The sequence below is a fragment of the Cobetia crustatorum genome (genome assembly GCF_000591415.1).
GTDB classification, from domain to species: Bacteria; Pseudomonadota; Gammaproteobacteria; order Pseudomonadales; family Halomonadaceae; genus Cobetia; species Cobetia crustatorum.
Window position 1 is genome coordinate 50,957 of record NZ_JEMF01000016.1, and the last position, 23,229, is coordinate 74,185.

Consider the following 23,229-nt stretch of genomic DNA (forward strand, 5'->3'; position numbering starts at 1 on the left):
CGCCGCTGGGTACGACCGCCACTCTCCCGGCTGAGCCCGGGCTTCATCACTTGCAAAGGGCGCCCCCCATGCTCGAGGTACTGCGTCGTATTGTTCAGGAGGTCAATGGCGCGCGTTCTTTGGACGCGGCGCTGGCGACGATGGTGCTGCGTATTCGCAAGGCCATGAAGACGGACGTCTGTTCTGTCTATCTATTGGCCCCTGAGACCGATCGCTTCGTGCTCAAGGACACCATAGGGCTGCGCTCTTCTTCAGTAGGGCAGGTTAGCCTGGCGCGCGGTGAAGGGTTGGTCGGTATGGTGGCGCTGCGCGAGGAGCCGCTTAATCTCGAGGATGCCCCCGCACACCCCCAGTTTCGTTATTTCGAGGAAACCGGCGAAGAGCGCTTCTCCAGCTTTCTCGGGGTGCCCATCATCCATCAGCGCAGAGTGCTGGGTGTGCTGGTGGTTCAGCAACACGAAAAGCGTCGCTTTGATGAGGGTGAGGAAGCGTTTCTCGTCACGCTGGGAGCACAGTTGGCGGGTGTGTTGGCGCATGCGCTGGCCACGGGTGCGCTGGGCAAGCTGGCGGGCACGAGTGGCCAGGCGATTTTCTCTGGCGTGGCTGGTTCTCCCGGAGTGGTCATCGGCAAGGCGTTTGTTCTGTCGCCTCCGGCTGATCTGGATTCCGTGCCAGACCTGATTCCTACCGATATCGATTTCGAGATCGCGCGCCTCAAGGAGGCGATCAACGCGGTGCGCGAGGAAATCCGCGTTGCGGCGGAGCGTCTCGCCAGCCGGATCTCCACTCAGGAACATGCGCTGTTCGAGGTTTACCAGCAGATGCTGGGAGATGCAGCGCTTGGCCAGGAAGTCGAGAAACGCATTCGTGAAGGGCAGTGGGCTCCTGCTGCGCTAGCCGATATCGTGCGTCGACATGTTCAGTATCTCGAGCGTGTCGATGATGATTATTTACGCGAACGCGCGGCGGATATTCGTGATCTTGGGCGGCGCGTGTTGTCACACCTTCAGGAAGAAGGTGACAGCGGTCCGATCGAGTATCCCGAAAACACCATCCTGATCGGGCACGAGATCAGCCCGGCCACCTTGGGAGAAGTCCCTCGCGAGCGCCTCAAGGGGCTAGTCGCGGTCAGTGGCTCCAGCACCTCGCATGTCGCCATCCTGGCGCGCGCGATGGGCATTCCCACCGTGCTGGGGATGGTGGATCTACCATTATCGCGGCTCGGCGGTGCGCCGGTCATTCTTGATGGCCACCGCGGCCGATTGGTGGTACGTCCGGGAGCAGAACTCAGCGCCCACTATTCACGGCAGATCGAGGAGGAACATGCCTTGAGTGCGCTGCTGGAGCAAGAGCAGGATTTACCGAGTGTGACGCCTGACGGCCATGTCATGCCATTGATGGTGAATACCGGTCTTGCGCTGGATGTCGTGGCCTCGCTCAAGACGCGTGTCGGTGGAGTGGGCCTGTATCGCACCGAAGTGCCTTTCATGATGAGTGACCGCTTTCCCAGTGAGCAGGAGCAGGCGCGTCTGTACCGTGAACAGCTGAGCGGCTTTGCACCACTGCCCGTGACCATGCGCACGTTGGATATCGGTGGTGACAAGGATTTGCCGTATTTTCCGATCAAGGAGGCTAATCCCTTCCTTGGCTGGCGTGGTATCCGTGTCACGCTGGATCACCCCGAAGTGTTGATGGTGCAGTTGAGGGCCATGCTGAGAGCCGCCGAAGGTCTCGACAACTTACGTATCATGCTACCGATGATTTCAGGGATAGAAGAGGTAGATGCCACGCTGGCGCTGATCAATCGTGCTCTGATCGAGCTGGGAGAAGATGGTGTCAATGTCTCGCGGCCGAGCGTCGGGGTGATGATCGAGGTGCCCGCGGCGCTTTATCAGCTGGAGGCACTGGCCACTCGCGTCGATTTCTTCTCGGTAGGCTCCAATGATCTGACCCAGTATCTGCTGGCGGTTGATCGCAATAACCCGCGTGTGGCCAGTCTGTATGATGCCTGTCATCCGGCGGTACTGAGGGCGTTGGCGCGTCTCGCGGAGGATTCCCTGCGCCTTGGCGTGCCGGTCAGTGTCTGCGGTGAATTGGCGGGTGATCCGGCGGGAGCATTGTTGTTGCTCGGTATGGGGTTCGAGAGTCTGTCGATGAACGCGCCCAGCTTGCCCCGCGTGAGGGCTGCCATCCGGCGCGTCTCGCTGACCGCCGCTCAAGGACTGGTCAGCGAGGTGTTGTGCCAGCCGACGGCGGGTGAGGTGCATGCACTGTTGCTAAGCCGTTTGCAGTCGTGGGACTTGGCACACCTTCTGCCGCCCCGCGACCATGCACCGGTCATTCCGACTGCCGCTAGTTCAGCCTGACCGTTTCGGCGACTCGATGCCTCGGCGGTTTGGTCGCTCAGCAATCCAGCTCCTCGTTGCTTCAGCTCAGTTGCCAGCCCTGTGTCGCGTCAGAGTGATTTGAAATGCCTATACGGCTGGCAACGCAGTCACCGTCGGGACTGAAGCGGCGCTCGTGAAGTTTGAGGCTTTGCTGAGTGCCATCACGCTGCCAGCGCACCAGGGTCGCGGCACGCGTGCCGTATTCAGGACTGGTGATAAAGGGACTGGAGAGCAGTGCTTCTCGTGCACAGTCCAAGCCTGTGGCTGGCAGTAATGCGGTAGCCGGGCGCCATTCATCCTTCAGAATATCCAGATACTCCTTGTCACTGACGTGCGCCTTGCGTGCCTTGAGTTCAGCCAATCGTTGGCTGAGTCGCTGTTGCTTGGGCCACGCGGTGTCAGGATGCCCGTTGGAAAGGCTATGGATACCCGCTGGCAGACACATTAGTTGGCTACCTTCAGGGCCATGATGCAGCTGCCAGAGAGTATGACCATCGCAGACCAGTAGATTGCACCAGTCCAGCTCGGCCAATGTCATGGAGAAGCGTTGCTGCGCATCATTCGCTTCCAATGCCGCCGAGACAGCCTTTCCTGTCACCAGTGCTTCAAGCCAGTCTTTCAGTGCCAAGCCAGGAGCGCCAGGAATCGCTTGCCGCACAGCCGCCGTGACTAGTCGTCCCCGGCTATGCCTGGCAGCGGGTGATTGACGGTCCAGCTGACGGACGTTGGTCAGCGTGGCCAGTGCACCACTACGATGCATGACCAGCCAGCCACCTCCCGCGACCAAATCACGTCCGCCACACAGAGTGTCGTCTGGCCAATGACATAGGCCAGTGGTGGCGCGGTGATGAAATTCATCCCGATTACCAATCAGAATCAGGCACTCGCCTTGTGCAGCCATCGGCTGCCAGTCAAACGCCATCAGGCACATATCGCGACTCCGTCGACAAGGGATATCAGGGTCAAATACAGAGATGAGTAATGTACGCGTCGCATGACGCCTGCCAGCGGCTTGCGTATGCTGCTGTTTTCTCTCGACGACTTGTGTCTGCCGGTCGTTGGAGTCGAGATCCGGTCATGGTGACTTGGCAATGAAGCGACACGCTCTGCAACACCACCATTGACTCCATACCGACGGCTTCACCTACAGGATGCTTTTAGATCATGTTCTCGCGCCGTGTTCCTCCTGTCGAGTCACCAGCTAAGCCGTCATCCGGCACCCATGGCGAGCGTTCTGCCAGCGGAATGGATAAGGTTTGGCGGCAAATGATTCGTCTGACCGTTGGTCCGCTATTGCTAGCGGAGCTGGTGGTAGCCCTCAGCTGTCTGGTTGGTGCCATCGTGATTTGGGATAGCGCGCGTCACGGCGCCCTGGATACGGCATTGAGCGGGTTGCGTCAGCAGCATGCATTGGCCACGGCGTTAGTCAGCGAGCGTCTCGAGACCCAGCAGCGCAGGCTACAGATTCTCGCTCGTTACACTCGACGGCATCTTGATTTTGGCGAAGGGGCCGATGATGGCCCCTTGAGCCAGTTCACGTTGACTGAACAGGGCCAGCTGTTTCGGCCGATTACTCGTGGAGGCGCCGCACTTTATGGCGAATTCCACCGTGCATTGACCGAGAATGATCGTGAAGCCGGGCAGCGGTTGATGCAGATGCAGTGGTTACTGTCGGATCTCTACTCATCAGACCCGCTAATCTCACGCTTATTTGTCAGCCTCGATAACAGCATGGTCATGCTGTACCCCTGGTTTAATGTTCTGGACGTTTTCGCGCCGGGTGCCAAGCACATGCCTTATACCGGAGTGCTGCCCGAGACGGTGCGTCAGCTGTCTCGAAGTATGGACAGTGGTGCACCCAGCGTGGTCTGGCTGCCACCGCACCCTGGGCCAGCGGGACTGACACAGATCACGGCGCTAGTGGAAGTCACGCTCAATAGCGGTGAAAAAGCGCGTGTGGGGCTCGATCTGGCTCTGCCGCAGATGGAGTCACGATTGGTGCTGCCCGGGCATGGACGAGCAGAATCCTATTGGCTGGTCGGCAACGGACTCGATGTATGGGCGGCGAGTACCAACACCAGCGATAGTCAGCCACGGCAGTTGCCTGCCGAGGTCGCGAGCGTACTGGATTCTGGATTGCGCGGCGTGAGTCTGCAGGGAGATCGCGGAGATGTGGTGGTGTGGGACACGCTAACAATCAATGGCTGGCGCCTGATCGCCAAGACACGCCTCGAAGTGCCAAGCGAGATCCCCTTGAAGGCCTTGTTGATGGGGAGCCTCGGCGCCTTGTTGCTGGTGTTTGCTGTCAGCATGCTGATTTTGCAATGGCGTTTGCGTCGACTGTATCAGCGTCTTGGGCAGCCACTGGAGTGGCTGGCGAGGCAGAGTGAGCGTCTCGAATGTGGCGAAATCATGGAGGAGTATCCGACTTCAAGGCGTCAGTGGAATCCTGCTGATGACCTGCTACGGCGTCACCGGGCGGCAGTGGCGCTACTGCGGCGAGGACGTGGTCATGAGTTGGATACCTTGCCACTGCCAGCCTTCGTGATGCGTCACGGCTTGTTGGCCATGGCGAATCCGGCCTTTGAAAAGATGTTTGGCTTGGTGCTGCACGAAGCATTGGGTCGCTCGGTCGGCAGCCTTCTGATGCTGGAACCCAATCCCAACGTGCCCAGTAGCCGCGAGTTGCGCGTACATGATGCCGAAGGCGCATGCGCCGTATTCGACTGGAATTGTGTCGCTTCAATAATGACCCTGCCCAAGTGCTGGGAGTCATGATTGATGAGTCGGAGCATGATCAGGCCAGCCAGCAGCTATTGGTCGCGCGTGATCGGGCCCGTGAAGAGGCACGCCTCAAGAGCGACTATCTCGACATGTTGCATGCCGAGCTGACGCCGCCGCTGCAAGGACTGGTGCGTAAGCTGGGTCAGTTGCGCCGCGAGCGCCACCTTGAAGATGCTGAACTGAGCCTGTTGCAAGGACGCCTCGATAGCGTGGCACAGCTGCTGGATGCCCTGACTGAGCGTGATGAAGTGGTGCGCACGCCGCTTGAGGAAAACCCTTTCTCTCCTGCCACGACATTCAGCGCGTTACTGGATGATATGCAGCAGCGCTATCACGATAGTGGCTCACCGTTTGAATGGCAGCTGGGGTCGTTACCTGACACTTTGAAAGGTGATGTACGGCGCCTTGCACAGCTTTTCGAGCATCTGTCAGACGATGGTTGCCGTCGTCAGAATGCCGGCCATCATCGATTGTTTGTCGAGGTGATTGAGCAACCGCATGGCGTGCTGGTATCTCGCCAGTCCTCCGATCAGCCGTCTGTCGACCAGGCAGAGCCGTTGGGTCAAGCGACACAATGCTGTCTGAGATTGGAATTTAGTGCTCACTGTGGACTCGATATCGGACGCAAGGCGCCTTCCTGTCTCATCATGGCGCGGCGTCTTGTTGATGAACTGGGCGGCAGTTATCGCCAGATAAACCTTGGCGAAGATGAAGCGCTGGAAATTCTGCTGCCACTGACATGGCCGGGTAATCCCGCCGAGGTACGCATACTCGTAGTCGATGATGGGCCAGTGAATGCCATGCTGGCGCGCACTGTGCTTGGACGCCAGGGCCTTACGGTGGATACCGTCAGTAGTGGTGAAGAGGCATTGACGGCTCGTACGCAGCATTTCTATGCGCTGGTGTTCATGGATATCTTCATGCCGGGCATGGATGGTGTCAGCGTTACGCAGTACTGGCGTGAACGGGAGGTAGTGGCTGGCAGCGATCGTCGCAGTGTCATCATTGCGCTGACTGCCAATGCGAGTGAGACAGATCGCGAGCGCTTCTTCTCAGCGGGGTTGGATGATTACCTCGGTAAGCCTTATCGCCCTCAGGCGCTGATCGACAAGGTACACATGTGGTTGCCGGATGTAGTGCTGACACCGCCTATCGCATTGGCATCGCCTGGCAGTGAGACTCCTCCGGATGAAGATGCTTCACCGCGACAGTAAGAGCAGAATGCTACGCCTGCCAAGCAGCCTGAAGAGTGTCACGACCAGAGGTGTGGATAGTGACCTGACGAATATGAGGAGCTGAACATGTGGTGGTGGTATCCCTTGCTGGGGGCAGTGGCAGGTTTGATTGCCGGGCTGTTCGGTATTGGTGGTGGGTTGATCATTGTGCCAGTACTGGCAGCGGCCTTTGTGTTGCAGGGCGTCGCGCCTGACGTGCTGATGCATTTGGCTATCGGCACTTCACTGGCCACCATCGTGGTGACCTCTCTTTCATCGGCGCGTGCACATCATGAACGAGGTGCCGTACGGCTGGACTGGCTCAAGCGATTACTGCCAGGACTGATGATCGGCACGGGGCTGGGTGTGGTGCTGGCCAGTGCGCTGAGCGGTGAAGTGCTTGAGCTGTTGTTTGGATGCTTTGTGTTGCTGGTAGCACTCAAGATGGGATTGAATCTGCGCATTGGCCAGATGGCGCAGGCGCCTGGACGGATTGGCCAGTTTGTCGGTGGTGGCTCGGTTGGCGTGGTGTCAGCGCTGTTTGGTATTGGTGGTGGGACAGTGATGGTGCCGATGTTGACGAGTTGGCAGGCACGCATGACCGAAGCGGTAGGCACGGCCGCCGCTGCAGGATTTCCGATAGCACTGGTGGCAGCGCTGACCAATATCGTAGTGGGCTGGCAGGCACCAGGCTTGCCTGAGCACACCCTCGGATACGTTCACTGGGGCGCATGGCTCGGGATCGTGCTGGTCTCGGTGCCCTTTGCACGCGTCGGTGCGCGTCTGGCACATGCGCTACCCGTATTATTGCTTAGGCGAATGTTTGCGCTGATTCTGGCCGTTGTCGGCTTGCGCTTTCTGTTCGGCTAATTGACTGACACTGTCGTGGGCAGGTGGCATTCATGTTCTGACTGGTATGCTTGGACTAGTATGCTGACTGCGAGTGACTCACTGCCTTCTTCAGCGTTGATCGACTTCTTCATTCAAGGTTTCAACATGTTGCAATATCCTCAGATTGATCCCGTGGCGCTGGCGCTCGGGCCTTTCAAGATTCATTGGTACGGCTTGATGTATGTGATTGGCTTTGCGGCTGCCTGGGGACTGGCGCGCGCACGACGTGGGCGGGTTGGCCTAAGTCAGGATGCGGTAGGCGACCTGATCTTCTTTGGTGCCCTCGGTGTGGTGCTGGGCGGACGCCTCGCTACGCCGTCTTTTATGGCTTTGACAAGCTGCTGGCGGACCCGGTATGGATCTTCAAGGTCTGGGATGGCGGCATGAGCTTTCACGGCGGCCTGTTGGGTGTGCTCATCGCCATGTTGCTGTTCGCCCGTCGTCATCAGCTGACGTTCTTCCAGCTCACCGATTTCATTGCACCGATGGTGCCGATTGGCCTCGGAGCCGGGCGTCTGGGCAACTTCATCAATCAGGAGCTACCGGGACGTATCACCGATGTGTCCTGGGGCATGGTCTATCCGCTGTACGGGCCAGAACCGCGTCATCCGTCTCAGCTCTACCAGTTTGCGCTGGAAGGCGTCGCGTTGTTCACCATTCTGTGGTTTGCCTCGCGTGAGCCACGTCAGAAAGGGCTGATCTCTGGTCTGTTCCTGTTGTTCTACGGCTGCTTCCGTTTCATCACCGAATTCTTCCGTCAGCCGGATTCACAGCTCGGTTTCATCGCTTTCGACTGGCTGACCATGGGCCAGCTGCTGTCGCTACCGATGGTGCTGTTCGGCTTGTTCCTGATGGCGTGGTCACGTGGTCAGCAAGTGGCGCAGCCGCCGGTGATAGGCGCTTCGTGAATGGATGAAGAAAAAGGCGATTCGGTGGTGTAGAATTCCATCGCCAGATACGCAAAGACGCGGCCCAATGGCTGCGTCTTTGCGTATCTGGCGGCTGAAAATATCGCTGAGCAAATAAATCCGAATTCATGAAGGCCTGTGCTATTTGCAGCGCAAGCCTGTTACGCCGTACGGACCCGATACCATGCAACCCTATCTAGACCTGATGCGCCACGTGCTGGAAAACGGTACACAAAAGGGCGATCGCACCGGTACCGGCACCCTGAGTGTCTTCGGCCACCAGATGCGCTTTGACCTGGCGGAAGGCTTTCCGCTGGTGACGACCAAGAAGCTGCATCTGCGTTCAATCATCCACGAGCTGTTGTGGTTCCTGAAGGGCGATACCAATATTGCCTACCTCAAGGAAAATGGTGTGCGCATCTGGGACGAGTGGGCCGATGAGAATGGCGATCTCGGGCCGGTCTATGGCTATCAGTGGCGCAGCTGGCCGAACCCGCAAGGTGGCAGTGTCGATCAGGTCACCAATGTCATCGAGCAGATCAAGGCCAATCCCGATTCTCGTCGCTTGATGGTGTCTGCCTGGAATCCGGCGCTGGTCGATGAAATGGCCTTGCCGCCGTGTCATGCACTGTTCCAGTTTTATGTGGCAGACGGACGACTATCCTGCCAGCTGTATCAGCGCAGCGCTGACATCTTCCTGGGTGTGCCGTTCAACATCGCAAGCTACGCACTGTTGACCCAGATGGTCGCGCAGGTGTGTGGCCTGAAGCCGGGCGAGTTCATTCATACACTTGGCGATGCGCACCTTTACAGCAATCATCTGGAGCAGGCGCGTGAGCAGCTCAGTCGTCAAACGCTGGCCTTGCCGCAACTGGTGCTGAATCCTGATGTCACTGATCTGTTCGATTTTACCTTCGATGACATTGCTATCGAAGGCTATGAATCCCATCCGCATATCAAGGCAAAGGTGGCCGTATGAGCAATTCAGCCTTCGTACCGCTTGGGGCAAGTGCCGACACTGTCGTACCGGTGGCGATGATTGCTGCCATGTCAGTCAATCGCGTGATCGGCGTCGAGAATCAACTGCCTTGGTACCTGCCGGAAGATCTCAAGTTCTTCAAGTATGTGACTCAGGGCAAGCCGGTGATCATGGGGCGCAAGACCTTCGCGTCCATCGGTCGTGCTTTACCCAATCGCCTCAACATCGTCGTGACGCGTGATACTGATTTCGCTCATGATGGTGTGCGTGTCTGTCATGACTTGGCGGCAGCGCTGAACATGGCAGACAATCACGCCATGATTGAAGGTGTCGATGAGATCATGGTCATCGGCGGTGGGCAGATTTATGCCCAGGCTCTGCCGATCGCGACACGCCTTTATCTCACTGAAGTGGCGGTCGAGATTGAAGGCGACGCTCACTTCCCGATGCTTGATGCGAACTGGCAAGAAGCGCAGCGCGTACCGGGTGAGAGTGGCGAGGGTATGCCGGCTTATGACTTCGTGCGTTACGAGCGTAGCGACGTCTAACAGCAGTGGTTGCTCTGCGGGCGCTTTACAGTCAGCGGGTGCTGACACAGACTGGTGCCAAACGGAACTGCTCATAGCGTGCAAGGGAGGCTCAGGCCTTGACGATGGATCGCCTCGAAGCGCTGTATTCTGCGCTTGAAAATGAAGCCGACACACAGCGACAGCAACGTGACGGTAATCGCCAGGCCCGTGCGGCACTGGAGTCGGAAAATGCTCAGCTACGTGAGTCGCTGGCGCGATTGGAGCAACAGGTATCGCTGGCAGGCGAGGCTGATGCCGAGCTTGCTGCGTTGCGCAGTGAGCATGCAGCGCTGAACGAGCAGCTGTCAGGCGCTCGGCAGCAAGTGCAGGAGCAGCAGACTCAGCTGCGTAGTTTGCATGAGTCGTTGCTGGCACGTGACGCTGAGTTGCATGAACTTGGTGAGCAATTGCGTGATGCGCTGCAAACTGCACAGACTGCACGCATCAGCGCACAGGCCGAGAGTGACCAACGTGCGCTGGCGGATGTAGAAGCCGCTACCGAGCAGCTGGCGGTAGGCCAAGCGTCTGTATCACCTGTGATGTCGCAGGCGACTGAGGCGGAACTGACACCGGTGCCAGAGTCACTTCAGCATGTCAGTCAGGCCTCGCAACAGGAGTCTTCAGCGCAGCAGGAAGATTCGTCGAGCGAGAACGCTGACATTAGCCATGCAGTGCAAGACACTGTGTCTACTGAAGACTTGGCGCCTTCGACGACTACGTCACCTTCTGACACGCCGGCCTCCAGCACGCAGCCGTCACCTCAGGCGCTGCTCAAACAATGGTATCGACGTTATCCGGATACCTTTTTCAAAGGCCATACACGGCCACTGAAAATCGGTATTCACGTCGAGCTGCTGGAAAATGAGCAGTGGGATGACAAGCTGGTACGTCGCGCGTTGGCGGGTTATGTGCATTTGCCGCGTTATCTCAAAGCGGTGCGGGCGGGCACTCAGCGTGTTGACCTCGAAGGGCAGTCTGTCGGTGCCGTGACAGAAGACGAAGCATTGCATGCGCGTCAGCAGCTGGATGAGTTGACTCGTCAGCAGAAGGCACGTGAAGAGCAAGCAGCCGATCAGCGTATCAGTCACAAGCTCAGTGAGCTGATGGCCAAGAATCGGCCGTAGTATGGATATTCAGGTTACCCGCTTGTTGCTGGTTTTTCTTGCGAGCAAGTGACAAGTCGCTAATCGCTGAATTGAGCAAAGCCCCTGTGCGGATTTCCGCACAGGGGCTTTGTCGTTAATGGGCGGAAACCCACACAGTACGGCGATTCAGGCAGGTATCACTGGAAAGGAAATGTTCGTTTTTTCGCCACAACATATTGATTTAAAAAATAAATGTTAATAACCGCGTGTAAGTGGCGTAGTGCTCGCATTGCTGTTGGGTATCCATGCTCGCGCATCAGGTCTGCCATGGTCTCTCGCGTTGTCTCCGTCCTGGATGGCGAAGGCAAGGCGCATAGAGTGACCAGCACGCAGACGGGATAACGACAAGATCAACAACAATGCCCAAGAGGAACTGCCATGCGTCTTTTAAAGCCTGCCTTGACCGCACTGAGCGCCGCCATTCTTTTCGCCTCCACGACGGTCATGGCTGACCCGATCACCATCAAGTTTTCGCATGTGGTAGCGGAGAATACGCCGAAGGGCCAGATGGCCAAGAAATTCCAGCAGCTGGTAGAAGAGCGCCTCGGCGACAAGGTGGATGTCGAGCTATATCCCAGCTCTCAGTTGTATGGCGATGACAAGGTACTGGAGGCGATGCTGCTAGGCGATGTTCAGCTGGCCGCGCCGTCACTATCCAAGTTCCAGAAATATACCGATCAGTTGCAAGTCTTTGACCTTCCCTTCCTGTTCAAGGACATGGCAGCAGTGGAAAGCTTCCAGGCAAGCGAGACGGGCCAATCACTGCTGACATCGCTTGAATCCAAGGGGCTTGTCGGGCTGGGCTATCTGCATAACGGCATGAAGCAGCTGTCTGCCTCTTCGCCGCTCAAGGTGCCGGAAGATGCCAATGGCAAGAAATTTCGCATCATGACCTCTGATGTGCTTGAGGCACAGTTTGAGGCCATTGATGCCATCTCGTTGAAAAAGCCGTTCTCGGAAGTCTTTATCCTGCTGCAGACCAGAGCCATCGATGGCCAGGAAAATACCTACTCCAATATCTATTCACAGAAGTTCTTCGAGGTGCAGCCATACATCACCGAGTCCAATCATGGTGTGCTGGATTACATGGTGGTCTCCTCAGCGCGCTTCTGGGATGGCTTGCCGGACGATGTACGGGGTGAGGTCAAGTCTGCGCTTGATGAAGCCATCATCTATGGCAATGAGCTTTCTGAAGCCAAGAACGAAGAGGCCAAGCAGGCCATCATCGATTCGGGACAGAGCGAGATCGTCACGCTCGACGATACTCAGCGCCAGCAATGGGTAGATGCCATGAAGCCGGTGTGGGGTGAATTTGCTGAGGATATTGGTCAGGACATCGTTGACGCTGCCGAAGCCGCTAACCAGTAATCCGCTTGCCCCATCTGAGAGGTACCGATGTAAAGGTTCTTTTCAGGTGGGGTAATCGTATTTGACGGATGGACAGGGCTGGCGTGTCTCGTCCGCCTCTATCTGTACCTACATCTGCACCTACATAGAAAGTGACGCCATTCTCCCGATGTCTAGTCGAGAGAGAGGCGGCACGAGGACATTGCCATGATCCTAAGATGGCTTCACAAGGCAGAAGAGATACTGTTCTCGCTGCTGCTGGTAGCGATGGTGCTGCTGGTCTTTGTCGAAGTGGTATTGCGCTTCGTTTTCAATACCGGCATCAGCTGGTCGCAGGAAGCCACGCTGTATCTCGCGGGGTGGTTCGTGCTGGTTGGTGTCTCGTGGGGCGTCAAGCAGGGCGCGCATATCGGTGTGGATGTCGTGGTCAAGATGATGCCGATGCTATGGCAACGCATCACGACGTTGATCGCCCTGGTCGTGTGCATGGCGTACTGCGTGATGCTGTTGGTGGGCAGTTATGAATACATCTCGCTGATGCAGTTGATCGGTATCGAGCTCGACGATATTCCGGTGCCCAAGTGGTATGCCCTGATTATTTTACCGATCGCACTGTTACTGCTGATGCTACGTTTCGCGGTATTGGGCTGGAAGGTGATTCGTGGTGAGGCTAGCGGCTTTGGTTTCCATGATGAAGGCGAAGACAGCATGCACCTGGTTCAGACGGAGGGTGCTGTTGATCAAGACAGTGCTGACAGTGATCAAGGAATCCCGCGATGACCATAGCCACATTATTTGCGCTGCTGTTCGGCGGCATTTTTCTCGGCATGCCGATTGCCTTTGCACTGGGCTTCTCTAGCGTCACGACTATCCTACTGTTCTCTAGTGACTCACTAGGGTCAGTGGCCATCAAGCTGTTTGAAGCGCTGTCGCATCATTACACCCTGTTGGCGATTCCCTTCTTCATACTCTCCAGTACCTTTCTTTCGACCGGTGGTGTCGCACGTCGCCTGATTACCTTCGCCACTGATGCGATTGGGCATGTAAGCGGTGGACTGGCGATGGCGTCAGTGCTGGCATGCATGTTATTCGCGGCCGTCTCCGGCTCGTCTCCCGCGACGGTCGCGGCCATCGGCTCCATCGTCATCGCGGGCATGGTTCGCCAAGGCTATAGCGAGTCATTCGCTGCTGGGGTGATCACCAATGCCGGCACGCTGGGTATCCTGATTCCGCCTTCCATCGTCATGCTGGTGTACTCGGCCGCCACGGAAGTCTCTGCGGCCAAGATGTTCATGGCGGGCCTGATTCCGGGATTGCTGATGGGCGGTATCTTGATGGTGGCTATCTATATTGCGGCACGTATCAAGAAGCTGCCGTCACAACCGTTCCCAGGATGTCGTGCGCTGGCTCGCTCGGGCATCGTAGCCCTTGGTGGCCTGATGCTGATCGTGATCGTACTGGGCTCGATCTACGGCGGCGTAGCGAGTCCGACCGAGGCTGCCGCGGTGGCAACAGTCTACGCCTGGTTCATTGCGGTGGTCGGATATCGTGACATGGGGCCATTGAAAGACGTGCCATGGCGCAGGGAGGGTGAGGTTTGGGGTGTGGCGGGATTACGAGCACTTTGGCAGGTACCGGCAGGGCTGATTGGCTCGTTTACGGACAAGGAGGTCAATAAGGTCGTGTTGGATGGTGCAAGAGTCTCGATGATGCTGCTTTTCATCATTGCCAACGCGATGCTGTTTGCTCACGTGCTGACGACTGAGCGCATTCCGCACACCATCGCCGAGACCATCATTGGCTGGGGGCTGCCAGCGTGGGGCTTCCTGATTGTCATGAACCTGTTATTGCTGGCGGCAGGCAACTTCATGGAACCCTCCGCTATCCTGTTGATCATGGCGCCTATCCTGTTCCCGATTGCCACTCAGCTAGGGATCGATCCCATCCACCTGGGCATCATCATGGTCGTCAACATGGAGATCGGCATGCTGACACCCCCAGTGGGTCTCAATCTATTTGTCACGGCGGGCATTACCGGCAAACCGATGACATGGGTCATCCGGGCGGCGCTGCCGTGGCTGTCGCTGTTGTTGCTGTTCCTGGTGCTGATTACCTATGTGCCGTCCATTTCGCTGTTTCTACCCAACTTACTGAGCAGCTAGCCGTCATTTTGAGTAGAGCAGACTGATCAACTTTTTCGTTCCAGGTGACATCTCAGTCCTTAACACCAAGTACTTACCTCGGCCGCTTGATGTAGCGGTCGGGGTACTTCTTGTTAGGCCCCTCCCTCAAGTGTCATTTCTCATATGCTCTTGCGTGACATTAAGGTGAGGAGAAGGTAGATCAAAAGGGTAAATACGCTCGGTTAAAATCCTAAGTAACAAAAGAAGTGAATGTCGAAAGGAGGAATGTGGAAAGGTTTCATGATCTACGGCTCATGAGGTGATGGATTTATCGCTATATGACGTACTACTTTTGTCGTGATCAGCTGTTTCTGCCACCGAATGTCGCAAGGTAAGCATTTGTCATATGTGATGGATCGAGAACCCTTGAGAAAAGCCGTGGTTGTCATGAATCCTTCATTCTCCGGGGCTAAAGTGTAGGCACGCCAGACAATCGACCGGCGTATAGGTTCAGGACCAGTGATCGAAAACAGTGTTTTTTTCTGTTGCACATCCTGAAAGCCCGGTATATGGTTTCCCTGCGAGCATTGGATAATAACAAGGCCACCGGGTTTTAGAGGCGTCATCAAGCGCCCGGAACCTCGGCCACTGCCACCGGCAGACACGATCGAACAGTTAACGCTAGTTAAGGAATTATCGCGATGAAAAAGACACTTCTGGCTACTGCCATCGCCGGCGCTGTTGCTCTGGCATCTACTTCTGCATCTGCTGCTACCGTCTACAACCAGGACGGCACCAAGCTGGACCTGTACGGCAACATTCAGATCGGATACCGTTATATTGATTCATTGACTAATAATGATCCTGACAACCTTGTCAGCGGAGATGCTGAAGGTGATCTGTTTGACAACGGTTCTACCCTCGGTGTCAAAGGCGAGCACAAGGTCAACGACGATATCGTTGGTTACTTCAAGGCCGAGTGGGAATTCGACGCTGACGAATCCAAGGGCAGCGACAACGGCATTAACGACGGTGACCAAACTTATGTTGGCGCCAAGGGTTCCTTCGGTGATGCGCGTATCGGTTCCTGGGATCAGTTGGTTGATGACTGGGTCCAGGATCCGCTCTCCAATAACGAATACTTTGATCTGAGTGATTCCAGCGGCCAGATTTCTGGTAACAGCCAGACTCGTGAAGGCAACAAGCTGCAGTACATGTCTCCGACCATGAGTGGCATGCAGTTCGCTGTCGGTTCCAACTTCGAAGGTGATGCTGAAGGCGAGAACGTCACTGATTCCAATCAGGCGTCCTTCTACGCTGGTGCCAAGTATACCGTCGGTGGTTTCTCCATCGCTGCCGTGTATGACGATCTGGGTCAGTTCGATGGTATCGACACTAGCGATGACGGTGTCGTAAACAGCCAAGGCGACATCGGTGAGCAGTACGGTATTACTGGTCAGTACACCGTTGATGCACTTCGCCTTACTGTGAAGGCCGAGCGTTATGACGCTGACGAATCCAACGCTGATGTCGATTATTACGGTGTCGGTGCACGTTATGGCTACGGCATGGGCGATGTCTACGGCGCCTACCAGTATGTTGACGCAGAAGCCAATGCTTATCAGTACATCAATTCTGAGCGTACTGGCAATGACGGCGATGACCATTCGTACAACGAATTCAACCTGGGTGTGACTTACAACATCTCTGCTGCGATGTACACCTACGTTGAATACGCTAACTACGACCGTGCTGGCAACGACGGCGACGGCGCTGCTGTTGGCATCTACTACGGCTTCTAAGACGTCTCTTATCGTCTAGCAAGCTAACGAAAGCCGGTCCCTTTGGGGCCGGCTTTTTTACGTCATGAGTTTTACCTGTGGCGTTATGTTGCCGTGTTCCTCGGACCATTCTTCCTGTTTGTGCGAACTAAGGTATAGGCTTTCTGGCAGATGCTAGAGAAAAAAGCCCCGATAATCGGATGATTATCGGGGCTTTTTTCATGCCATTTTGCGTAAAGCAGGCAGGCTTCTAGATAAGATTAATCAGATCTTCCCGCATCGGCAGTGCAGCATAGGCACCTGGACGTGTCACGGTAAAAGCCCCACACGCTGCAGCGCGTGCTAGTGCGCCCTGCAGGTTGCTTTCATCTTCACACCAGTCTGCCAGCTGTGCTGCATTGATGGCTGCTTCACTGATGGCGGACAGGAATCCGCCGATAAAGGCATCGCCACCGGCCGTCGTATCTACTGCCTTGACGACGGGCGGAGTGACACTGACGGCCTGTGTCTCACCGCTCTGTTTGCGCACCAGAGCGCGGATAGCACCAGGGCCATCTGTCAGTACAATAAGACGCACACCTGCCGTCAGGCGCGCCCGTAGCCATGCTGACTCTTCTTGTCCTTGAGTCAGTGCATCCACTTCTTCCTGCGACAGCTTCAGGATATCGGCGTTGTCGAGTAGGCGAGTGACCAGCGCTACATCAATCTGCTGGTTCGGCCACAGGTTGTGTCGGAGGTTGGCATCGACACTGACGATTGAGCCTGCCGCACGTGCTCGACTTGCCAGCACGAAGCTGGTGTCCGCGATGGGGGCTTCGGTCAGACTGTTGCTGCATAGATGGAAGATCGCCGGCGTCGCAAAGAGTTCCGGACCTGCATGTTCCGGACGAAACAGCAGGTCGGCAGCCGGTGGGCGGTAGAAGTCAAAGCGGCGCTCGCCGTCGTCATCGCGTGAGACGAAAGCAAGTGCGGTACGCGCTTCGCTGGTGCGCTTGACGTATTTCATGCGTACACCATGTGCCGTCAGCTCCTCGTGAAGGAAATCACCGAAGCTATCCTGGCCAAGCATGCCGACGAAGTAGCTGGGCAAGCCGAGGCGTGCACAGGCGACGGCAACGTTGGCCGGCGCGCCGCCAGCGTAAGGAGTGAAGGTCTCTTGCTCGACGGATTGGTTGCCAAGCTTGTTGGAGAGCATGTCGACCAGCGCTTCACCAAACGCGATTACAGGGGTCATCAGGAGGTGGCTCCCTTGGTATTGGAGGAAGTGGCGGCTTTCGCGCCCTTGCGACTCTTGGCGACATCATCGCCTGTCGTGGAGACAGTATCAGGCTTGGAGTTCTCGCCACCGGCCGGGAAGTATTCGCGTACCAGAGCCAGTAGTCCTTGAGTGGACGGATCGAACGCCTGCACGTCGGTGTCGATACGCGCACTGATTTCTCCAGCAATACGCTTGCCGAGCTGCACGCCCCACTGATCGAAGGAGTTGATGTTCCAGATCACGCCCTGCACGAAGACCTTGTGCTCATAGAGTGCGATCAAGGCGCCCAGGTTGCGCGGCGTCAGTTCATCCAGCAGCAGGGTGCTCGACGGACGATTACCCGGGCAGCTGTAGTGCGGATCAAGATTGCTGCCATCCTGGCTACCTTCCATGAAGGCGTTCGCCTGCGCCAGCATGTTGGTGATCAGCGCGAAGTGATGTTCTTCGGTACCCGGCTCCGGCTTCAGAGAGGCAATGAAGTCGATCGGCACATAGCGCGTGCCTTGGTGCAGCAACTGGAAGAAGGCGTGCTGACCGTTGGAGCCTGTCTCGCCCCATACGATCGGGCCAGTCTTGTAGTCGACAGGGCGACCGAAGATATCGACCGACTTGCCATTGGATTCCATGTCCAGCTGCTGCAGGAAGGCGGGCAGCTGATGCAACGCCTGATCGTAAGGCACGATAGCCTGAGTTTCAGCCCCCATGAAGTTGATGTACCAGATGCCGATCAGCGCCATCAGGACCGGCATGTTGCTTTCCATCGGCGCATCGATGAAGTGCTGGTCCATCTCGTAGGCGCCTTCGAGCAGGTCCATGAAGCCTTCATAGCCGATGGACAGTGCGATGGGCAGACCGATGGATGACCACATGGAATAACGACCGCCGACCCACGCCCAGAATTCGAAGACGTTCTCTTCGCGGATACCAAATTCTTTGGCAGCCTTGCGATTGGTCGAGGCGGCCACGAAGTGGGCCCCCACATCGGCATCCTGACCTGCATGCTCCAGGAACCAGCGACGCGCCGTCTTGGCATTCAGCAGGGTTTCCTGGGTGGAGAAGGTCTTGGTGGAGACGATGAACAGCGTGGTCGCCGGATCAAGGCGCTTGAGCACTTTCTGGATGTGGTTGCCATCGACATTGGAGACAAAGTGGAAGTTGATCTCCGGATGACGATGCTTCAGCAGGGCGCGGCATGCCATGTTGGGGCCGAGGTCTGAGCCGCCAATGCCGATATTGACGACGTCACGAATCCGCTGGCCGTCATAGCCTTTCCATTCGCCACTGCGCACGGCTTCAGAGAAGGCGCGAATCTGTTCGCGCGTTTTCTGGATCTCTGGCGTCACGTCCTTGCCATCGACGATGACTGGCATGTTCGCCTGACTGCGCAGTGCGGTGTGCAGCACCGGACGATTTTCGGTCACGTTGATGATGTCGCCGGAGAACATCTGCGCTCGCCGCTGGACGAGAGCAGAATGCTCTGCCAGCTCGATCAAGGCTGTGAGCACCTCGTCAGAAATATGGTGCTTTGAATAGTCGAGAAATAGACCGCCGACACGCAGGCTCATCTTTTCGAAGCGCTTGGGGTCCGCGGTAAAATAGTCGCGGATACGGTCGTTGCGGGTCACTTCACCCAATTGGGTCAGCGCCTGCCAGGAAACACTACGAGTCAATTGCAGCATGGGTGTGTCCATCGTATTGGTTGTTGGATATCAATCGTTGGCGTGAGCGGCATTCTGTGGCCAAGCAACGCGTCCTTGTTTTCAGGCGAGGTGTCGTTAACTCACGTGACGATAATGAATGACACGATTCAGTCCATGACCAGCCAAGCAAGCTGTTAGCCAAGATACCTGCCATGCCGGTATGGATAGCATGGCAAGCAGACAGTCAGTTGTTGCTGGTTTCATCATCCGTCAGCGGCGAAATATGCTGAACCAATAGATGCTGAGCACCTGGCGGCAGCCACACCGGGTCAAGACGCGTGCAGGCTGTTTCGACGCACAGGAAGCCGCGCGCATCCTCAACGCTGGTGTCGGCCGGTGGCGTATCGCCCGGATGCCATACCACGGTCGAGTCGGAGCCCTGCTTGGCGATACGCAGTCGGCGCTGACCATCTTCCAGCACTTGGATCTTGCTGGACTGGTAGATGTGGTCCAGTGGTCCGCGCACACCTAGCTCGCCCTGTTGATCAAAGCGCGAGAAGTCTTGTCGCTTGTCCAGATAGCTGGCGCCGGCGAGGCCGGTCACACGACACGCGAAAGCATCCGGCACGGCAAAGTACGTGTGCAGGGCGGCTGTCATCTTGATCGGTGCATCACCATTGTTTTCGGTGATCAGTTCGACCTTGAGGAAACGTCGGCCCGCAAAGATCACCACGCGTGGTGTGAGTGCGGTATGCAGCGTTGTCTCGGGAGAGGCATGCACTTCGACGCCTTCCTCATCTTCGTCGACGGCATCGATACGCCAACCAGCTTTGCGTGCCGGGCCGTGAAGTTCAGTTTCACCTGCAGGATACTCATCGGCAAACCATGGCCAGCACAAGGGGATGCCACCGCGAATACTGCCCGGCAGTGCCGCAGGTGTTGCGGTCACCCACAGCCATGGCGAGTCGCCTGCTGGCTGATAGTGCAACACCTGAGCGCCCTGATGGCAGACGGCCAGTTCACCCCAGGGCTGGTTGATGATGAGCAGGGTGCGCCCCTGCCACTCGACATTGCGTTGGCCGGTGGTGGCATCGACCAATGCGCGCAGACTTTCAGGAATCATCTCGGGCTACCTCGACGGTTCAGGAGGGGCAGACGCTAATGCGTCACGCCACCTCTTCATTGTGCAGTGCCTCGGCGGCGCCCAGCAGGCCGGTCCACGGCGCGGTTACCACCCAGGTGGGGATCGCGGCATTGTAACGGCTCATACGGTTTTTGTCGGTGAAGGCGCGCCGGAAATCACTCTGGGTCAGCAGGTCAAGATTACGTGGTAACACGCCACCGCAGAGATAAACGCCACCACGAGCACCTAATGTCAACGCAGCATCACCGGCCACGTTGCCAAGGATTTTCATGAAGCGCAGCACCGCATCGAAGGCCAGTGGGTCATCCGGCTGTCCTTGATGATGTCGGGCATGTGCTGCTCGGCTGACGCAGGCAGTGCTCTCAAGCGGTGTTGGCAAGCCGCGTAGCTCGCCGAGTGCCTGATAGATCTCTAGCATTCCCTGGCCACACAGGAGGCGTTCGACTGATACGCGACCATGTTTACGGCGGAAGATGGCCAGCAGACCATCCTCGACGTCATCGGTTGGCGCAAAGCCAGCATGCCCACCTTCGGTTGCCAGTGGAATCCAGTTGTGAGCGCCGCGAACCAGTCCGGCCACACCAAGCCCCGTACCCGGGCCAATTACCAGCCGTGGTGAAGCGTCGTCTCCGCTACCTTCGGTCATGTCAGCGCCGATAGCGATGCGCTCATTGGCTGAGATATACGGTACGCCCAGCGCCATGGCGGTGAAGTCGTTAATGCACTTGAAGCGCTCAAGGCTGAGTGCAGCGCGTGCATCAGACTTGCCGAACTCCCAGTGATTATTGGTCATCCGCACGTGCTCATTGTGCACGGGGCAAGCGAAAGCCAGACAAGCTTCCGTTGGCTGGTCCTCCAGCGTGAGGCCTAGCGACTGATAATAAGTCTGGATGGCATCCACCAGGCCGACATGATCGGCGCAGGCAAGCGTCTGGATATCATGCAGCGTGTGGCTGCCCGGCTGGACAAGTGCCAACCGGGCATTGGTGCCACCGATATCGCCGACCAGAGCAAAGCGACGCGGCGTTTCAGTAGTCATGAGCCGGGCGCCTTTAGTGCGTGTCGCGATCGTGACCACTGCCCGGTAGGTCGCCGTAGCCTGCGAAGCTGGAGGCGCCTTCCTCCGCGCCACCTACGAGGGAGCGCATGCCGGAGAATAGCTCGCGACCCAAGCCATGATGGTAGATGTCACGGGCAACGTGCTCAGCATCACGGCTAGCCCATTCGCTCTCGCTGACCAGCGCTTCAAGTGTGCCAGCATTGGCATCCAGGCGGACAACATCACCTTCGCGTAGACGGGCCAGTGGTCCGCCATCGAGTGCTTCCGGTGTCATATGGATAGCGGCAGGCACCTTGCCGGACGCGCCAGACATACGGCCATCGGTGACCAGTGCCACCTTGTAGCCACGGTCTTGCAGGATGCCCAGATACGGCGTCAGTTTGTGCAGCTCTGGCATGCCATTGGCACGCGGTCCCTGATAGCGCACGACCGCGATCATGTCCTGTTCAAGCTCGCCGGCTTCAAAGGCTGCCTTCATTTCGTCTTGATCACTGAACAGACGAACTGGCGCTTCGACAATACGATGCTCGGCCTTGACGGCAGATACCTTGATGACGCCGCGGCCTAGATTGCCATCCAAGACGGTCAAGCCACCGGTGGGGGCGAACGGATTGGCCACTGGACGTAGCACATCTTCGTCGAGGCTATCCGTCGGGCCGTCCTTCCAGACCAGCTTGCCGTTTTCAAGGAAGGGCTCGCGAATATAGTTGGCGAGCGTGCCGCCATCCTGAGTGGTGATGTCATGCAACATGCCAGCGTTGAGCAATTCGCGAATCAAGAAGCTCATGCCGCCTGCTGCCTGGAAGTGATTGATATCGGCCTGACCATTCGGGTAGATGCGCGTCAGGCTCGGGATGACTGCTGATAGCTCGGTGAAGTCATCCCAAGTGATAGTGACGCCAGCAGCACCCGCCATCGCAACGAGGTGCAGCGTATGGTTGGTAGAGCCGCCGGAGGCCAGTAGGCCAACCATGGCATTGACAATGGCGCGCGCATCGATCTGACGATAGAAGGGGCGGTAATCGCCACCAACTTCGCTGTTGCGGATGGTTTGTTCAGCAGCATGGCGCGTCAGAGCTTCGCGCAGCGGCGTGCCCGGGTTGACGAAGGAGGCACCCGGCAGGTGTAGACCCATCAGCTCTACCATCAACTGGTTGGAGTTGGCGGTGCCATAGAAGGTACAGGTGCCCGCACTATGGTAGGAGGCAGATTCGGCCTCGAGTAGCGCATCGCGATCCACCTTGCCTTCAGCGAACAGCTGACGAACACGTGCCTTCTCATTGTTGGGAAGACCGGAAGGCATCGGGCCAGCAGGCACGAAGAGGCTAGGTAGGTGGCCAAAGCGCGCGGCTGCGATAAACAGGCCCGGCACAATCTTGTCGCAAACGCCAAGGAACAGTGCGCCATCGAACATGTTGTGAGACAGGCCGACAGCTGCCGCCATGGCAATCAGGTCGCGGGAGAATAGCGACAGCTCCATGCCTGGCTGGCCTTGGGTCACGCCGTCACACATCGCCGGAACACCGCCGGCAAACTGGGCGGTAGAGCCCATGAACTGTACCGCTTCCTTGATGATGCGCGGATAGTCCTCGAAAGGCTGATGTGCCGACAGCATGTCGTTATATGCCGAGATGATGCCCAGATTGGCAGAATTCATCAGCTTGAGACGATTCTTGTCGGTCTCGCCACAGGCCGCGAAGCCGTGCGCCAGATTGCCGCAAGATAGCTCTGATCGGTGCACACCACGTCGCTGCTGCGCTTCCATCAGCTGCTCGTAGGCGGCACGGCGCTCGCTGGAGCGTTCAATGATGCGCTGAGTCACGCGCTCGACGGTCGGGTTGACTGACATGCTCTTACCTCATGGGTCAGGCGGCGCAGGGCGCCGAGGCTGGCGAATAAATAGGCATTTTTCGCACTGTAAGCGTGCTCACTCTGAGCGACGCTATCCAGTGGTGGCAGCGGTGTAAAGTCTCTCGGTACCGCTACCTTATCGGGAGCA

At 57.3% G+C, this 23,229-nt stretch carries 17 protein-coding genes and 1 pseudogene; 12 read left to right on the forward strand and 6 right to left on the reverse strand.

The features are described from left to right. Window positions 1-68 precede the first annotated feature (68 nt). Window positions 69-2,366, forward strand: a complete 2,298-nt coding sequence (ptsP, locus tag BF12_RS0103625; RefSeq protein ID WP_024951081.1) for a phosphoenolpyruvate--protein phosphotransferase — start codon at window positions 69-71, stop codon at window positions 2,364-2,366. Window positions 2,367-2,427: 61 nt separating this feature from the next. On the opposite strand, the gene BF12_RS0103630 is transcribed toward ptsP, so the two are convergent. Continuing rightward, a complete protein-coding gene (locus BF12_RS0103630) occupies window positions 2,428-3,318 on the reverse strand; it encodes an NRDE family protein (RefSeq protein ID WP_024951082.1) in 891 nt (296 codons plus the stop codon). A gap of 233 nt (window positions 3,319-3,551) precedes the next feature. On the opposite strand from BF12_RS0103630, the gene BF12_RS0103635 reads away from it, so the two are divergent. The 11 genes and pseudogenes from BF12_RS0103635 to BF12_RS0103685 all read left to right on the forward strand — a co-directional run bounded on the left by BF12_RS0103635 (window position 3,552) and on the right by BF12_RS0103685 (window position 16,149). After that, window positions 3,552-5,165 carry a PAS domain-containing protein gene (locus tag BF12_RS0103635; RefSeq protein WP_156941125.1) on the forward strand — a complete coding sequence of 538 codons (1,614 nt, stop codon included), beginning with the start codon at window positions 3,552-3,554 and terminating at the stop codon, window positions 5,163-5,165. After that, on the forward strand, window positions 5,099-6,385 hold the full coding sequence (locus BF12_RS0103640) for a response regulator (protein WP_084487958.1): 1,287 nt from the start codon (window positions 5,099-5,101) through the stop codon (window positions 6,383-6,385). The genes BF12_RS0103635 and BF12_RS0103640 overlap by 67 nt, the downstream gene beginning before the upstream one ends. 87 nt (window positions 6,386-6,472) lie before the next feature. Beyond that, a complete protein-coding gene (locus tag BF12_RS0103645) occupies window positions 6,473-7,255 on the forward strand; it encodes a sulfite exporter TauE/SafE family protein (RefSeq protein WP_024951085.1) in 783 nt (260 codons plus the stop codon). 126 nt (window positions 7,256-7,381) lie between these two features. Next, a pseudogene (lgt, locus tag BF12_RS18555) lies at window positions 7,382-8,184 on the forward strand (prolipoprotein diacylglyceryl transferase). 184 nt (window positions 8,185-8,368) lie between these two features. Further along, complete coding sequence (locus BF12_RS0103655) at window positions 8,369-9,163, forward strand: thymidylate synthase (RefSeq protein WP_024951086.1); 795 nt, start codon at window positions 8,369-8,371, stop codon at window positions 9,161-9,163. Then, the gene (locus tag BF12_RS0103660; RefSeq protein WP_024951087.1) at window positions 9,160-9,711 is read left to right on the forward strand and encodes a dihydrofolate reductase; all 552 of its coding nucleotides are present in this window, start codon (window positions 9,160-9,162) and stop codon (window positions 9,709-9,711) included. The genes BF12_RS0103655 and BF12_RS0103660 overlap by 4 nt, the downstream gene beginning before the upstream one ends. A gap of 104 nt (window positions 9,712-9,815) precedes the next feature. After that, entirely contained in the window at window positions 9,816-10,856 is a 1,041-nt protein-coding gene (locus tag BF12_RS22665; RefSeq protein WP_024951088.1) for a ProQ/FINO family protein, read from the forward strand. Between the two features lie 399 nt (window positions 10,857-11,255). Beyond that, on the forward strand, window positions 11,256-12,245 hold the full coding sequence (locus BF12_RS0103670) for a TRAP transporter substrate-binding protein (RefSeq protein WP_024951089.1): 990 nt from the start codon (window positions 11,256-11,258) through the stop codon (window positions 12,243-12,245). Window positions 12,246-12,431: 186 nt separating this feature from the next. Next, a complete protein-coding gene (locus tag BF12_RS0103675; protein ID WP_211242389.1) occupies window positions 12,432-13,004 on the forward strand; it encodes a TRAP transporter small permease in 573 nt (190 codons plus the stop codon). After that, window positions 13,001-14,386: a TRAP transporter large permease gene (locus BF12_RS0103680; RefSeq protein WP_024951091.1), complete on the forward strand. Its 1,386-nt coding sequence runs from the start codon at window positions 13,001-13,003 to the stop codon at window positions 14,384-14,386. The genes BF12_RS0103675 and BF12_RS0103680 overlap by 4 nt, the downstream gene beginning before the upstream one ends. A 662-nt stretch (window positions 14,387-15,048) precedes the next feature. Continuing rightward, window positions 15,049-16,149, forward strand: coding sequence for a porin (locus tag BF12_RS0103685; protein ID WP_024951092.1), 1,101 nt, complete (start codon window positions 15,049-15,051; stop codon window positions 16,147-16,149). Between the two features lie 229 nt (window positions 16,150-16,378). Here the strand turns inward: BF12_RS0103685 and BF12_RS0103690 are convergent, their stop codons facing one another. The 5 genes from BF12_RS0103690 to edd form a co-directional block, all read right to left on the reverse strand. After that, on the reverse strand, window positions 16,379-17,362 hold the full coding sequence (locus BF12_RS0103690; RefSeq protein WP_024951093.1) for a carbohydrate kinase family protein: 984 nt from the start codon (window positions 17,360-17,362) through the stop codon (window positions 16,379-16,381). Further along, entirely contained in the window at window positions 17,362-19,065 is a 1,704-nt protein-coding gene (pgi, locus tag BF12_RS0103695) for a glucose-6-phosphate isomerase (RefSeq protein ID WP_024951094.1), read from the reverse strand. Before pgi ends, BF12_RS0103690 begins: the two co-directional genes overlap by 1 nt. A gap of 205 nt (window positions 19,066-19,270) precedes the next feature. Then, complete coding sequence (locus BF12_RS0103700; RefSeq protein WP_024951095.1) at window positions 19,271-20,149, reverse strand: D-hexose-6-phosphate mutarotase; 879 nt, start codon at window positions 20,147-20,149, stop codon at window positions 19,271-19,273. Window positions 20,150-20,192: 43 nt separating this feature from the next. Continuing rightward, the gene (gene glk / locus BF12_RS0103705) at window positions 20,193-21,209 is read right to left on the reverse strand and encodes a glucokinase (RefSeq protein ID WP_024951096.1); all 1,017 of its coding nucleotides are present in this window, start codon (window positions 21,207-21,209) and stop codon (window positions 20,193-20,195) included. A 13-nt stretch (window positions 21,210-21,222) separates the two neighbouring features. After that, entirely contained in the window at window positions 21,223-23,079 is a 1,857-nt protein-coding gene (edd, locus tag BF12_RS0103710) for a phosphogluconate dehydratase (protein ID WP_024951097.1), read from the reverse strand. Between the last annotated feature and the right edge of the window lie 150 nt (window positions 23,080-23,229).

Bases quoted from the DNA above. Each gene is read 5' to 3' on its own strand.
- ptsP (WP_024951081.1), top strand. From the start codon at position 69: ATGCTCGAGGTACTGCGTCGTATTGTTCAGGAGGTCAATGGCGCGCGT.
- BF12_RS0103630 (WP_024951082.1), bottom strand. From the start codon at position 3,318: ATGTGCCTGATGGCGTTTGACTGGCAGCCGATGGCTGCACAAGGCGAG.
- BF12_RS0103635 (WP_156941125.1), top strand. From the start codon at position 3,552: ATGTTCTCGCGCCGTGTTCCTCCTGTCGAGTCACCAGCTAAGCCGTCA.
- BF12_RS0103640 (WP_084487958.1), top strand. From the start codon at position 5,099: ATGCGCCGTATTCGACTGGAATTGTGTCGCTTCAATAATGACCCTGCC.
- BF12_RS0103645 (WP_024951085.1), top strand. From the start codon at position 6,473: ATGTGGTGGTGGTATCCCTTGCTGGGGGCAGTGGCAGGTTTGATTGCC.
- BF12_RS0103655 (WP_024951086.1), top strand. From the start codon at position 8,369: ATGCAACCCTATCTAGACCTGATGCGCCACGTGCTGGAAAACGGTACA.
- BF12_RS0103660 (WP_024951087.1), top strand. From the start codon at position 9,160: ATGAGCAATTCAGCCTTCGTACCGCTTGGGGCAAGTGCCGACACTGTC.
- BF12_RS22665 (WP_024951088.1), top strand. From the start codon at position 9,816: ATGGATCGCCTCGAAGCGCTGTATTCTGCGCTTGAAAATGAAGCCGAC.
- BF12_RS0103670 (WP_024951089.1), top strand. From the start codon at position 11,256: ATGCGTCTTTTAAAGCCTGCCTTGACCGCACTGAGCGCCGCCATTCTT.
- BF12_RS0103675 (WP_211242389.1), top strand. From the start codon at position 12,432: ATGATCCTAAGATGGCTTCACAAGGCAGAAGAGATACTGTTCTCGCTG.
- BF12_RS0103680 (WP_024951091.1), top strand. From the start codon at position 13,001: ATGACCATAGCCACATTATTTGCGCTGCTGTTCGGCGGCATTTTTCTC.
- BF12_RS0103685 (WP_024951092.1), top strand. From the start codon at position 15,049: ATGAAAAAGACACTTCTGGCTACTGCCATCGCCGGCGCTGTTGCTCTG.
- BF12_RS0103690 (WP_024951093.1), bottom strand. From the start codon at position 17,362: ATGACCCCTGTAATCGCGTTTGGTGAAGCGCTGGTCGACATGCTCTCC.
- pgi (WP_024951094.1), bottom strand. From the start codon at position 19,065: ATGCTGCAATTGACTCGTAGTGTTTCCTGGCAGGCGCTGACCCAATTG.
- BF12_RS0103700 (WP_024951095.1), bottom strand. From the start codon at position 20,149: ATGATTCCTGAAAGTCTGCGCGCATTGGTCGATGCCACCACCGGCCAA.
- glk (WP_024951096.1), bottom strand. From the start codon at position 21,209: ATGACTACTGAAACGCCGCGTCGCTTTGCTCTGGTCGGCGATATCGGT.
- edd (WP_024951097.1), bottom strand. From the start codon at position 23,079: ATGTCAGTCAACCCGACCGTCGAGCGCGTGACTCAGCGCATCATTGAA.